The organism is Saccharopolyspora spinosa NRRL 18395, assembly GCF_000194155.1.
Taxonomy (GTDB): Bacteria; Actinomycetota; Actinomycetes; order Mycobacteriales; family Pseudonocardiaceae; genus Saccharopolyspora; species Saccharopolyspora spinosa.
Map to the genome: position 1 here is coordinate 1,125,080 of NZ_GL877878.1, position 11,871 is coordinate 1,136,950.

Annotated in this window: 14 protein-coding genes and 1 pseudogene; 9 read left to right on the forward strand and 6 right to left on the reverse strand. The window is 68.7% G+C overall.

Going from position 1 to position 11,871, the window contains the following annotated elements:
* The first annotated feature begins 5 nt into the window (after positions 1 to 5).
* The 6 genes and pseudogenes from SSPN_RS0105610 to SSPN_RS0105635 all read left to right on the forward strand — a co-directional run bounded on the left by SSPN_RS0105610 (position 6) and on the right by SSPN_RS0105635 (position 4,872).
* A complete protein-coding gene (locus SSPN_RS0105610; protein WP_010692826.1) occupies positions 6 to 851 on the forward strand; it encodes a siderophore-interacting protein in 846 nt (281 codons plus the stop codon).
* 471 nt (positions 852 to 1,322) lie between these two features.
* Positions 1,323 to 1,958 (forward strand): LysM peptidoglycan-binding domain-containing protein, encoded by a 636-nt coding sequence (locus tag SSPN_RS0105615; protein ID WP_010692827.1) that lies wholly within the window; start codon positions 1,323 to 1,325, stop codon positions 1,956 to 1,958.
* 442 nt (positions 1,959 to 2,400) lie between these two features.
* Positions 2,401 to 2,712, forward strand: coding sequence for a hypothetical protein (locus SSPN_RS0105625; RefSeq protein ID WP_010692829.1), 312 nt, complete (start codon positions 2,401 to 2,403; stop codon positions 2,710 to 2,712).
* 386 nt (positions 2,713 to 3,098) lie between these two features.
* A pseudogene (locus tag SSPN_RS59310) lies at positions 3,099 to 3,617 on the forward strand (Mur ligase family protein); the annotation flags it as partial.
* 338 nt (positions 3,618 to 3,955) lie between these two features.
* Positions 3,956 to 4,150 (forward strand): hypothetical protein, encoded by a 195-nt coding sequence (locus SSPN_RS59315; protein WP_010692831.1) that lies wholly within the window; start codon positions 3,956 to 3,958, stop codon positions 4,148 to 4,150.
* Complete coding sequence (locus tag SSPN_RS0105635) at positions 4,147 to 4,872, forward strand: type 1 glutamine amidotransferase (protein WP_010692832.1); 726 nt, start codon at positions 4,147 to 4,149, stop codon at positions 4,870 to 4,872. Before SSPN_RS59315 ends, SSPN_RS0105635 begins: the two co-directional genes overlap by 4 nt.
* 3 nt (positions 4,873 to 4,875) lie before the next feature.
* On the opposite strand, the gene murJ is transcribed toward SSPN_RS0105635, so the two are convergent.
* Complete coding sequence (gene murJ / locus SSPN_RS0105640) at positions 4,876 to 6,504, reverse strand: murein biosynthesis integral membrane protein MurJ (RefSeq protein ID WP_010692833.1); 1,629 nt, start codon at positions 6,502 to 6,504, stop codon at positions 4,876 to 4,878.
* 130 nt (positions 6,505 to 6,634) lie between these two features.
* Between murJ and SSPN_RS0105645 the strand changes: the two genes are divergently transcribed.
* Positions 6,635 to 7,108, forward strand: a complete 474-nt coding sequence (locus SSPN_RS0105645) for a YkvA family protein (RefSeq protein ID WP_010692834.1) — start codon at positions 6,635 to 6,637, stop codon at positions 7,106 to 7,108.
* A gap of 3 nt (positions 7,109 to 7,111) precedes the next feature.
* On the opposite strand, the gene SSPN_RS0105650 is transcribed toward SSPN_RS0105645, so the two are convergent.
* The 3 genes from SSPN_RS0105650 to SSPN_RS0105660 all read right to left on the reverse strand — a co-directional run bounded on the left by SSPN_RS0105650 (position 7,112) and on the right by SSPN_RS0105660 (position 9,212).
* Positions 7,112 to 7,573, reverse strand: a complete 462-nt coding sequence (locus SSPN_RS0105650) for a DoxX family protein (RefSeq protein ID WP_337466316.1) — start codon at positions 7,571 to 7,573, stop codon at positions 7,112 to 7,114.
* 112 nt (positions 7,574 to 7,685) lie between these two features.
* Positions 7,686 to 7,976: a LuxR C-terminal-related transcriptional regulator gene (locus tag SSPN_RS62075; protein WP_010692836.1), complete on the reverse strand. Its 291-nt coding sequence runs from the start codon at positions 7,974 to 7,976 to the stop codon at positions 7,686 to 7,688.
* 78 nt (positions 7,977 to 8,054) lie between these two features.
* Positions 8,055 to 9,212 (reverse strand): acyl-CoA dehydrogenase, encoded by a 1,158-nt coding sequence (locus SSPN_RS0105660; RefSeq protein ID WP_010692837.1) that lies wholly within the window; start codon positions 9,210 to 9,212, stop codon positions 8,055 to 8,057.
* A gap of 131 nt (positions 9,213 to 9,343) precedes the next feature.
* Between SSPN_RS0105660 and SSPN_RS0105670 the strand changes: the two genes are divergently transcribed.
* A complete protein-coding gene (locus SSPN_RS0105670) occupies positions 9,344 to 10,084 on the forward strand; it encodes a TetR family transcriptional regulator (RefSeq protein WP_029535008.1) in 741 nt (246 codons plus the stop codon).
* Positions 10,085 to 10,311: 227 nt separating this feature from the next.
* Here the strand turns inward: SSPN_RS0105670 and SSPN_RS59325 are convergent, their stop codons facing one another.
* Positions 10,312 to 10,563 (reverse strand): LLM class flavin-dependent oxidoreductase, encoded by a 252-nt coding sequence (locus SSPN_RS59325; protein WP_010692840.1) that lies wholly within the window; start codon positions 10,561 to 10,563, stop codon positions 10,312 to 10,314.
* A 216-nt stretch (positions 10,564 to 10,779) separates the two neighbouring features.
* Here SSPN_RS59325 and SSPN_RS42590 point away from each other — a divergent pair, with 216 nt between their 5' ends.
* Positions 10,780 to 11,295 (forward strand): GNAT family N-acetyltransferase, encoded by a 516-nt coding sequence (locus SSPN_RS42590; protein WP_202798795.1) that lies wholly within the window; start codon positions 10,780 to 10,782, stop codon positions 11,293 to 11,295.
* A gap of 233 nt (positions 11,296 to 11,528) precedes the next feature.
* Here the strand turns inward: SSPN_RS42590 and SSPN_RS56440 are convergent, their stop codons facing one another.
* A complete protein-coding gene (locus SSPN_RS56440; RefSeq protein ID WP_010692842.1) occupies positions 11,529 to 11,681 on the reverse strand; it encodes a hypothetical protein in 153 nt (50 codons plus the stop codon).
* Positions 11,682 to 11,871 lie beyond the last annotated feature (190 nt).

Below are 11,871 nucleotides of genomic sequence, written 5' to 3' on the forward strand. Positions count from 1 at the left end.
CTCGCATGACGATCTCAAGTCCGCCGCGCCTCGAACTGGGTGCCGAGGCCCCGCCGTTCCGGTTGTTCCGGATCGAGGTCGCCGAGGCGCACCGGTTGAGTCGGCGCCTGGTCCGGATCACCTTCACCGGCCCCGAACTGTCGGCGATGACCAGCGGCGGGCTCGACCAGCGGGTCAAGCTGATCTTCCCGCAGCCCGGGCAGCGGGAGCCGATGGTGCCGGCGGGGGAGCGGCCGTACCAGGCGTTGCGCGCGTTGCCGCCGGAGGTCCGGCCGAAGCTGCGCAGCTACACGGTGCGCGCCCACCGGCCCGAGCGTGACGAGTTCGACGTCGACTTCGTATTGCACGGCGACATCGGCCCGGCCTCTGCCTTCGCCGGTCGGGCCCGGCCGGGGGATCGGTTGGTGGTGTACGCGCCGAACGCCGCATGCCGGGCCGGCCGTGGTGGTGTGGAGTTCCGCCTGGACGCGGTTCGCGACCGGGCGCTGCTGATCGGCGACGAGACCGCGCTCCCCGCGATCGCCGGCATTCTCGCGGCGCTTCCTGGCGGAGTGCGGGCGAAGGTCTACGTCGAGATCCCGGACGCGGCCGACGCCCAGTATCTCGCGAGCGCGGCGGAGGTCGAGTTGCACTGGCTTCCGCGCCGCGGACGGCGTCTAGGTGCCGCGTTGCTCTCCGCGATCCGCGCCGCCGTGCTGCCTGGCGAGTGGTACGCGTGGCTCGCGGGGGAGACCGGGATGGTCGCCTCGCTGCGACGCCATCTGGTCGACCAGCGGGGGTTCGACCGCTCCGCCGTGACATTCATGGGTTATTGGCGCCACGGCAGGTCCGAGGACGATCCGCGGGATTGACGCGGTGGGCGTGGAAATTCGAGCCGCGCCCGTTTTTCGATTCGCCGCCGCGAACTGATCGAGCACGTTCGAAAACGCTCCGTTATTCCTCAATAGGGTGAGTCGTGGCTCATGTCTCACCGTAAGTGATTGGATTTCCGGTGTCGATCTCATCGACGATCAAGAAATGAGCTGGACGAACGTCGTAATCGCAGCGATCTTGTCGACGTTTCTGTGACGATGGCCACTCGCCGAGAGTTTGGTCATCGGTTTTCGGTTACGTAGCGTGGCCCCTCGTCGGCGCCCCCGAGCCGACAGGCAAGACCGGAAGCCCGCTCCGCCGAACCCTGCCCAGCGAGCTCTCCGACCCCCGACACGTGCATCAGGGCAGGGGCCTGACGACGACGGTGAACCCGGCGTCCGGCCGAAGCAGCTCGGCCGCGTCGATCGCCGCCCCTGGCGTCGGCGCAGGCGTCGCTGGAGACGAAGAACATGGCTAGCTCCCGAGGCAAGCACCGCAAGACCATCACCGGCCGCAACGTCGCGCGGGTGGCCCTGGCCGGCGCGGTCGTCGCCGCCCCGTTCGCCCTGGCCCTGCCGGCCAACGCCGCGGCGCAGTCCACCTGGGACGCCGTCGCGAAGTGCGAGAGCGGCGGCGACTGGTCGATCAACACCGGCAACGGCTACTACGGCGGCCTGCAGTTCAGCCAGTCCACCTGGGCCGCCTACGGCGGCACCGGCTACGCGTCGAACGCGTCGCAGGCCAGCCGTGCCCAGCAGATCGCGGTCGCCGAGCGCGTGCTGCAAGAGCAGGGCCCCGGTGCCTGGCCGGTGTGCTCGAAGAAGGCGGGCCTGTCGGCTGGCGGCGGCCTGCAGAACCAGGACGCCGCTTCGGGCACCACGAAGAAGACCACTCCGAAGCCGGAGACCAAGGTCAAGACCGAGACCAGGACGCAGGTCAAGAAGACCGTGCAGGTCGAGGGCGCCTACACCGTGCAGGCCGGCGACACGCTGAGCACGATCGGTGCGAAGTTCGACGTCAGCTGGGAGTCGATCTTCGAGAAGAACCGCGGCGTCGTCGACGATGCGAACCTCATCTTCCCCGGGCAGCAGCTGACCGTAAAGTGACTCGCTCGGTCCGCGCGATCGGGCGATACGCAAGGGACCCCGCCTGCCTCTCTCCGGCGGGGTCCCTTGCATTTCCGGACGCGGCGCGCCGCGGCTCATTTCAGCTTGCGGCGGCGCAGGTCGCTGCGGATGTCCCAGGCGGTCCAGCTGATGCCGCCGAGCGCGATACCGGACATCAGGATCAACACCAGTCCCTCGGTCACGGCGGGCTCCCTTCGGGCGGTGCGGGGCCGTCGAGATTGCTTTCCGAGCCTAATGACCGCACGCTTGATCGCCGAACGTGTCGGGTTATAAAGCCTGATCAGGTGAACTGTCCAAATCGGCCGGTCGTCCAGCCAAGCCCAATTCCCCAAGCCGGAGCCAAATTCGGGGCACCGTTCGAACGCGCGCCACCGCCTCCCGCTGCTCACATTCTGTGTCATCAGATCATTACCTGGAGTGAATGATCCTCGCCGGAGTGATTCCGCGGCATGTTGGTGCCGGTCGCATCGCGCATTACTTCGATCATGTCCGTGATCAATCCCCGGCCGCGTTCCCGGTGCCGGGAACGGCACGCGCAGCGGACGGAGGCAGCACGATGTTCTCCGGCCAACACGCCGCACTGGTCGAGTCGACCGCCCTGGACGGCTGGGTGGGCCCATCGGCGATCGTCGCCGGACTCCTGTTGTTGATCGTCGCGCTGTTTCGCCGAACGCGCGCCACACTGGCCAAGAAGCGCCGGGCGGCGCGGCCAAGTGCGGCCGAATGGTGGTGACATGTCGCCCAGAGCTGGCGTAGGCGTGCCGCGGGCCGGCGGGCGCCGAGGGGGGAGGGTGCATGACCGACACCACGCGGAAGTCCAGGGAAGCGGCGGAGCGCACCCCGACCGAACACCCGTCGACCGATCAGAGCTGGCGGGTCGTTCCCGCTCCGGCGCTACCGCCAACGCGCGGCGCACACCGGCAGGACCTGCGCACCACCATCGCGGTCGACCTGGGACGGCTGGCGGCGTCGATGTCACGGCGGCTCGGCATGGGCAGTGGTGGGATGATCGGCGGCAGACTCGCGTTGAGCGTACAACCGCGAGCCCTGCGAAGGCTGGCGTCCGGACGGCGTGTCGTGATGGTCACCGGCACGAATGGCAAGACGACGACCACGCAGATGGTGGCCGAGGCGTTGCGCTCCCGGGCTCCTGCGGTCAGCAACGGCACGGGCGCGAACATGCTCGACGGCCACGTCGCCGCGCTGATGACCCGGCCGGACGCCCCGTTCGCCGCGCTGGAGGTCGACGAGCTGCACCTGAGGCAGGTGACCGAGCAGTTCGAGCCGGCGGTGATCCTGCTGCTCAACCTGAGCCGGGATCAGCTCGACAGGGTAGGGGAGATCCGCACCGTCGCCGCGAGCCTGCGGCGCGCCCTGGCGCAGGCACCGGGAGCGCAGGTGATCGCGAACCGGGATGATCCGAACATCGTCTTCGCCGCGGCCGGGCACCCAGCGGTCACCTGGATCTCCGGTGGGGTGCGGTGGAAGGACGACGCGTTGAACTGCCCGAACTGCGGCGAGTTCATCGGCGACACCGACCGGGGCTGGCGCTGCGCCTGCGGTCTGGCGCGTCCGGCGGCGGACTGGACGGTCACCGAGACGGGGGTGCTCGCCCCGGACGGCTCCCACCGCGACCTCGACTTGTCGCTGCCGGGCCACGTCAACCGGGTCAACGCGACGTTCGCGCTGGCCGCGGCGCTGCACCTGGGCTGCGACGAGACGGCGTCGCTGGCGCGGGTCGGCCGGATCTCGGAGGCCGCCGGTCGCTACCGAACGGTGCGACTGGCCGGTCGGGAGGTTAGGTTGCTGTTGGCGAAGAACCCCGCGAGCTGGCTGGAGATGCTCGACCTCGTCGGCCGCGAGAACCAGCCGCTGGTGTTGGTGGTCAACAGCCGCGAAGCCGACGGCCACGACGGTTCACCAGCCGCGAAGCCGACGGCCACGACGTCTCGTGGTTGTGGGACGTTCATTTCGAGGTGCTGCGCGACCGCCCGGTCTGGGTGGCGGGGGACCGGGCGCTGGATCTGGCGGTGCGGCTGCGCTACGCCGAGGTGCCCTGCGCCGTGGCGGCTGGTGTGGACGAGGCGCTGTCCGGGTCGGACCGCGGCGTGCCGGACCTGATCGCCAACTACACCGCCTTCCGCGACCTCGTGACGAGGAGCCGCCAATGATGCGCGACCGGGTCCGCCTCGCGCTTGTGCTGCCCGACCTGCTGGGCACCTACGGCGACCGGGGCAACGTGCTGGTGCTGGCGCAACGCTTGAAGTGGCGCAACATCGACAGCGAAACGGTGACGGTGCTGTCGTCCTCCGGCGCGGTGCCGGAATCCTGTGACCTGTACCTGATCGGCGGCGGCGAGGACGTCGCGCAAATCGCCGCGGTGCGGTTCCTGCACCGAGGTCCGGGTTTGCTGCGCGCGGTGGACCGCGGCTCGCCGGTGCTGGGCATCTGCGGCGGTCTGCAGGTGCTCGGGACGAGCTTCGTCACCGGCGACGGCGTCCAGCACGACGGGCTGGGCCTGGTCGACGCTGCCACCGCGCCGGGCAGCGGGCGAGCGATCGGCGAGGTGACCACCCAATCCACGTTGGGCGGCGTCGGGATGCTCACCGGGTTCGAGAACCACCTGGGCCGGACCCGGGTCGGTCCCGGATCGCGGCCGCTGGGCCGGGTGACCCGCGGCATCGGCAACGGTCACGACGACGCCGAAGGCGCGGTCAGCGGGCACGTCGTGTGCACCTACCTGCACGGACCGGTGCTGGCGCGAAATCCGAAGCTGGCCGATCTGCTGCTGGAGTGGGCGATCGGTGAACCCCTGGAGCCGCTGCCCGATCCCCCGGAGCTTCGTGCGCTGCGCTCCGAACGGACCCGGCCGCACGCGCGCAACCGCAAGTGACCCTCAGCGGCGGCGGACGATCCTGGCCAGCCGGTCGACAGCGGGTTTGAGTTCCGGGGCGCGGGCCAGCGCCAGTACGCCGAAGCTGACCGCCAGCACCACGACCGTGTGCACGACCAGCGAGAACCACGCGTCGGCCACCGGTCCGAACGGGCCGAACGCGCTGCGCAAGCCGGTGAGGACCGCGATGCCGCAGCCGGAGCCGAGCAGGGTGGCCGCGAGCGTCCGCGCGATCCCGGCGAGGGTGCGCCTGGTCTGGACCGGGCCGACCCGGCAGTGCAACCAGATCTGGCCGGCGATCGCGCCGACCACGAAGCTCACCGACATCGCCGCGGTAACCCCGATGACCAGGTCGCGCGGATCCAGCACGGCGAGCACGACGTAGCAAAGCACGCTGCGCACCAGCACCATGATCACGTTGATCCAGGTGGGTGTGCGGGCGTCCTTCATCGCGTAGAACGCGCGGAGCTGCAGCATCGTAATCGCGAAGGGCACGACGCCCAGCGCGGCGGCGGCCAGCGCCCAGCCGAGCCGGTCGGCGGCGGCCACATCGCTTGCCCCCAGCGAGAAGAACGCGACGCCGATCGAACCACCCGCCACCGCCAGCAGCGCGCTGATCGGCATCAGCAGCACGGCGCTCATCCGACTGCCCAACGACACGTCGGCGACGAATTCGACGGTGTCCTTGGCCGCCGCGGCGCGGCTGATCCGGGGCATAAGAGCCGTCAGCAACGACACGCCGAGCACGCCGTAGGGGACCTGCGACAGCAGCCAGGCGTAGTTGAAGGTCGCGACGCTGCCGGTGGTGCCCTGCCCGGTGACGCGGGTGATCACCACCATGCCGACCTGGCTGACCAGCGTGTAGAGCACGACCCACCCGGCCAGCCCGCCGAACTCGGTCAGCCTGCGGTCCCAGCCCCACCGCCAGCGGTACCGGAAGCCGCTGCGACGCAGCGAAACCGCCATGATCAACATCTGCGCGGTGATGCCCAGCGCGGTGCCGATGCCCAGGACCAGCAGTTTCGGCTCGCCCATGCGCACCGGGTGGGCGGAGATTTCGCCGGGGACCATCGCGTACACCACAACTGTGGCGACCACGACGACGTTGTTGAACACCGGTGCCCAGGCCGGGGTGCCGAACACGCCGCGGACGTTGAGGATCGCCTGCAGCAGCGCCGACATCCCGTAGCAGATGATGCCGGGCAGCAGCAGGTACGCGAACGCCGTGGTCAGCGCGGCGTTCGCGCGGGTGTCGGGGCCGAGGTAGAGCTCCGTGAGCAGCGGGGCGGCGGCCACCGCGGCTGTGGTGGCCGCTACCAGCAGAACCCCACCCATGCTGATCATCCACTGGGCGTAGACCTCACCCTGCCGCGAGCCCTCCTGCTGCGCCCGGACCAGCAGCGGCACGGCGATGCTCGTGAGCACGCCACCGAGCAGCAGCTCGTTCACTACGGTCGGCAGCGTGTTCGCGACGGTGTAGGAGTCGTTGACCATGCCCAGCCCGAGGACAGCGACCAGCAACACCTTCGCCAGCAGACCGCTGACCCGGCTGACGGTGGTCGCCACCGCCATCGCTGCGCTGGCCCGGGCCAGCGAGGTGCCGTGCACGCGGGAATCGGCCTGATCGACCACGACGCCCCCAGCTCTCGACCTCACCTGCGCCGACCGTGCCACGAAAACCCCGCCGTCGCCGTGCGACGCTCCACCGGCGTCGGATTCATGGCAACCTGATCACACCGACGTGAACGGGGGAGACGCACAGATGATCGTGCTCGGCGGGCTGCTGCTGGTGGCCGGAGTGGTCGTGGCGATCGCGACCGGCGGCGACGCGGCCGGAGGCTGGTTGCTGCCGGTCGCGCTGATCGCCGCCGGTGTCGGCATGCTCGTGGCCGCAACGGTCGCAGCGGCTCGGCGTCGCCTCCCGCTGCGGGCGGCGGTACGCGCCCACCGGGCGGCGCCGGTGGGCGGCCCGCTGCGACGAGCCCGCGCGGTTCCGTCGATGATCGCCTCCACCGCGCGTGGCCGGAATCCCGCGCTGCCGCGCTATCAGCTCGCGCTCTGGCTGCTAGCCCTGGTGTACGTGGTCTCGCCGGTCGACCTCATCCCAGACTTCCTGCCGCTGCTGGGCATCGGTGATGACATCGGCGTCGGCACCTGGCTGCTGACCAGCCTGTACGCCGAATCGGGCAGCTACCTCGCGGCGAAGGAGCAGCGCGGCGAATCGGAAGCCGGCTGACCGTCAGGTCGCGGTCGGCGTGGGCTCGGCGGGAGTGCGGCGGCGGCCGAAGAGGCCGTGGTCCAGCGACCAGTGGCCGCCGTTGAAGCCCAGCGCGAGGGCGGCGGCGCCGATGGCGAGCGGAAGCTCGAAGCCCATTGGGGAGAACAGGCCATGCGGCAGGTGCACCAATAGCACAGCGCCCGCCATTTCGATGGCGACGAGGACGCCGACCAGCGGCAGCAGCAGTCCGAGCACCAGGAACACCCCGCCGACGAGCTCCACGAGCGTGGCGAACCAGGCGGATACCTGCGGGAGCGGGATGTGCATGGCGGCGAAGCTTTGCGCGACTGCGTCCGGACCGTAGCCGATAAGCTTCTGCCAGCCGTGGGCGAGCAGGATGATCCCGATGCCGAGCCGGCCGATCAATGCGAAGAAATCACGAACGACGTGCATGGCGTACCCCCAGCCTTGCGTCGATCCCACCGCGGGCTTCGCCCACCAGTGTGGTGGCCGAGCAGGCCGCAGTCATTTCGACGCTGCCCTGATCGCACGCCGTCCTGCCGGGGATCGGCCAGCCCGGATTCGTAGCCGACGATCACCAGCTGCCCCGGTCCCGTGCGTCGAGCTTGGTCATCAGGCGTCCGGTGTGGCTCTTTACCGTGCTGCGGCTGACGCGCAGGCGTTGCTCGATTTCGGTGTTCGACATCCCGCAGGTAATCAACGCCAGCACTTCCCGTTCCCGCTGGGCGATTCCGTCGCACAGCGCACCGAAGACGCGGTCGATGCCCGGCAAGACGCCCGTTGTCGTGCGTCGGAAGTCCAGCTTGTGCGCGCGATCGTTTCGGCCCGCAACCGCGCATGCCGGGAACTCCGCGCGGATGCGCATTTCCGCTCGGTCGGGGGAGGGTTTTCGTCCCCGCTGGTCGGGGTTGGGAGCTGCTTGCTGCCCCAACCTCTCCGCGCCTCAGCCTTTGAGCAGCGAGCGGGCCATGACCATGCGCTGGATCTGGTTGGTGCCTTCGTAGATCTGGGTGATCTTGGCGTCGCGCATCATCCGCTCCACTGGGAAGTCCCGGGTGTAGCCGGCGCCGCCGAACAGCTGCACCGCGTCGGTGGTGACCTGCATGGCGACATCCGAGGCGAAGCACTTGGCCGCGGCGGAGATGAACCCGAGGTTCGGCTCGCCGCGCTCGGCGCGGGCCGCAGCGACATAGACCATGTGCCGCGCGGCTTCGATCTTCATGGCCATGTCGGCCAGCATGAACTGGACGCCCTGGAAGCCGGAGATGGCCTCGCCGAACTGCTTGCGGTCCTGGACGTAGGCCAGCGCCTGTTCCAGCGCGCCCTGCGCGATGCCGACGGCCTGCCCGCCGATGGTCGGCCGGGTGTGGTCCAGCGTGCGCAGTGCGGTTTTGAACCCGGTGCCGGGCTCGCCGATGATCCGGTCGGCCGGGATGGTGCAGTCCTCGAAGTACAGCTCCACGGTCGGTGAGCCCTTGATGCCGAGCTTCCTCTCCTTCGGCCCCACCACTAACCCGGGGTCGTCGGCGTGCACTACGAATGCGCTGATGCCGTTGGCGCCCTTTTCCGGGTCGGTTACCGCCATCACGGTGTACCACTTGGATTCGCCGCCGTTGGTGATCCAGCACTTGCTGCCGTTGAGCACCCAGTGGTCGCCGTCGAGGCGTGCACGGGTCTTCATCGACGCGGCGTCCGAGCCCGCCTCGCGCTCGGACAGCGCGTACGACGCGCACGCCTCACCGCTGGCGACCGAGGGCATCACCTTCTTCTTGAGCTCCTCGGAACCGGACAGCAGGATCGGCATGGTGCCGAGCTTGTTGACCGCCGGGATCAGCGACGATGAGGCGCAGACCCGGGCGACCTCTTCGATCACGATGCAGGTGGCGACCGAGTCGGCGCCCTGCCCGTCGTAGGCCTCCGGAACGTGCACGGCAGCGAAGCCCGACTTCTCCAGCGCGGCGCGTGCCTCGCGCGGGAAGCGCTCCTGTTCGTCGACCTCGGCCGCGTATGGCGCGATCTCCTTGTCTGCCAGAGCACGCACCGCCTCACGCAGCGCCTCGTGCTCCTCGGCCAGCTGGTAGGTGCCGAACTTCGGGTCCACCGGGTCCTCCCTAGGTCCCGGCTTCCGGGCCGGGTTAGTTCATCGCCGCCCGCGCGATGGCGGACACCTGCGCCGCCATCGTAACGGCACTGAGTGCCACTTCCAAGCCGGTGCCGGTGTATATTCCGGCCATGTCCGAGCCAGCGACCCCGGCGCCCAGAACCCGCTACGGCCGCACCCCGCACGGCCGCCGAAAGGTGCGCAGCGCCCTGGCGCTGGCCGCGATGGAGCTGTTCGCGGCGCAAGGCTTCGAAGCGACCACTGTGGACCAGATCGCCGAGGCGGCGGGCGTCGGTCGGCGCACCTTCTTCCGGTACTTCCGGTCCAAGGAGGACGTCGTGTTCCCCGGGCACGACGAACGGCTGGCTGAGGTGGTCGAGCGGCTCGACGCCGCCGACCCGGCGGCAGACCCGATGGCGGTGCTCGGGCGGACCGCCGAGGTGGTGCTGGAGATGTACCTCGCCGAGCCGGAGGTCTCGCTCAAGCGCTCGGAGCTGACTCGCGAGGTCCCTTCGTTGCGGGACAAGGAAATCACCAGCATCGATCGCTACCAGCGGGTGTTCGCGCGTTACCTCCGCGATCGCTTTTCCGGGCAGCCGGGCGGAGACCTCCGCGCCGCGGTGGTGGCTGCGGCGGTGGTCGCGGCGCACAACCACGTGCTCCGGCAGTGGCTGAAGAGCGGGGGAGCGCTCGACGCGATGCAGATGTTGCGCGATGCGTTGCAGCAGGTGGCGGGCGCGATGTCGGGGCAGTGGGGCGAGGTGCCTGCCGCCGAGGCGGGGGAGAACGTCGTCGTGGGCGTCGTGCGCACTGCGGCACCTGCCGGCGTCGTGCTCAAGCACCTCGAAGAAGCACTGCGCGATCTCTGCTAACGAGCCTGCGGCACCCAGTGTCAGAACACATGTGACATGGAACGCTCTACGAAAAGAATCGGTTGATTCTATTGTTTCAGCGTTAACTGAATTAAACATGTTGGGCGGCTGCCCCGGAGTCCGTTGTGGACTTCTCCGCGCCGATGATGTCGGCGGTCTCGGCGGCGATCTTGAGAATCCGGTCACCGGTGCCGCCGACGAGCAGCATGCGGCCGCCGGTGAGGACGTCAGTGATGGCGATCTCGCGCGCCAGCAGCGCGGGGTTCCAGAAACGGCGCGTTGAGCACGAGGGTGCCGACCTTGAGCCGCTCGGTGGTCTGCGCGGCGGCGACGAGAGCGGGGAAGGGCGACGCGATTCCGAGGTGGTCGGCGGCGAATACCGTGTCGTAGCCATGTCGTTTGGCGCGGCGGCAGGTCTCGGCGAAGGTGTCGGGTGATTCCAGGCCGAAGATGTTGTAGGAGAAGCGGAACTCCGTCATGCCGGTAATGCTGCTGCATGCCCCAGTCGCGCACCATCAGATCAGCCGCCGGTGACCGTGCATATCATTAAAATCTGTTATTTCAGTATTGAATAAAATTATGCTTCCCACAACGCCGCCGCGAACCGGTCAAAAATCGCTAGGAGTTCGTGGCCGGCGACTCTAGCCTTGCTCGGCAATGGTTTTCGTCGTCGGGGAGTGGGCATGGTCGGGTCGGTGCGTTTCGAACTGTTGTCCCGGCGCGATTTCGGATTGCTGCGGGGCTGGCTGTCGGCGCCGCACGTGCGGGACTGGTGGCGCGGTGCGGAGCCGACAGCGCAGCGGGTGGAGCAGGAGTACGGGCCCATCGTGGACGGGGTGGACCCGACACGGTGCTACGTGATCCACGTGGCCGGTGAGCCGGTCGGGATGATCCAGTGCTATCGGATGGTGGACGAACCGGAGTGGGATGCGCTCGTGAGGATTCCGGCAGCGGCCGGGGTCGACTACCTGATCGGGATAGGCGATCGGTGTGGACGCGGTATCGGCTCCGCGGCGATCGCTGCGTTCACCGGGCTGGTGTTCGACCTCTACGACGACGTCGATGTGATTGTCGCAGTGCCGCAGGCGGAGAACTACGCTTCCCGCCATGCCCTGGATCGGGCAGGTTTCGACTTGGTCGAGGAGCGGGATCTGGGGTCGGACGACCCGTCGGACTCCGGTGTCAGCGCGATCTACGAGTTCCGCCGCTGACACCGGAAATCCACTGTGGATACTCCGGTCGCGTGCGGGCCCGAGGGTGTGGTTGGTGCTTGGGTGTCGGTCCTAGCCGCTACCGTCGGATTTGGAAGCGGGTCACCTGAACCCTGCGGTTCGCCGTACCCGGTGGGTGGGGGGCGAACGCCGCTGCTGCAACGCCGATCTCAGTGAAGATCTCGTAGGCCAGCGCTCGTCGGTGGGCACGGTCAGGGACGGGGTCGGGGTGATCAGTCGTAGCCGCGGATCAGGTGGCTTTCGTCGTGGTCGTCGTGGTCCGCGCCGGGGCCGGTTTCCACGCGGTCCTGGGTGGGTACGTGGATGTCCTGGGGCAGGGAGTCGGTGCGCTGCTGCGGGGCGGTGAAGTGATCGGTGAGCGTCATGCCCGGCTCCTATCGAAGCGGAAGTTATTGCCTGATGGTGCTTCTCGTGTTGTGAGATCGCATGCGCGGAGGGCGTTCACTGATCAGAAATCGCCCGGTCGGGAGGAAAGGGCCGGGTTATTCATATCGATGATATCAGTTTCGATTGAAATCGATCTACCGACCGAAGGTTCAGCAAGCAGACTTGAAG

Bases quoted from the DNA above. Each gene is read 5' to 3' on its own strand.
- SSPN_RS0105615 (WP_010692827.1), top strand. From the start codon at position 1,323: ATGGCTAGCTCCCGAGGCAAGCACCGCAAGACCATCACCGGCCGCAAC.
- SSPN_RS0105670 (WP_029535008.1), top strand. From the start codon at position 9,344: ATGTCCGAGCCAGCGACCCCGGCGCCCAGAACCCGCTACGGCCGCACC.
- SSPN_RS56440 (WP_010692842.1), bottom strand. From the start codon at position 11,681: ATGACGCTCACCGATCACTTCACCGCCCCGCAGCAGCGCACCGACTCC.
- SSPN_RS0105635 (WP_010692832.1), top strand. From the start codon at position 4,147: ATGATGCGCGACCGGGTCCGCCTCGCGCTTGTGCTGCCCGACCTGCTG.
- SSPN_RS0105645 (WP_010692834.1), top strand. From the start codon at position 6,635: ATGATCGTGCTCGGCGGGCTGCTGCTGGTGGCCGGAGTGGTCGTGGCG.
- SSPN_RS0105625 (WP_010692829.1), top strand. From the start codon at position 2,401: ATGATCCTCGCCGGAGTGATTCCGCGGCATGTTGGTGCCGGTCGCATC.
- SSPN_RS59325 (WP_010692840.1), bottom strand. From the start codon at position 10,563: ATGACGGAGTTCCGCTTCTCCTACAACATCTTCGGCCTGGAATCACCC.
- SSPN_RS0105610 (WP_010692826.1), top strand. From the start codon at position 6: ATGACGATCTCAAGTCCGCCGCGCCTCGAACTGGGTGCCGAGGCCCCG.
- SSPN_RS62075 (WP_010692836.1), bottom strand. From the start codon at position 7,976: ATGCGCATCCGCGCGGAGTTCCCGGCATGCGCGGTTGCGGGCCGAAAC.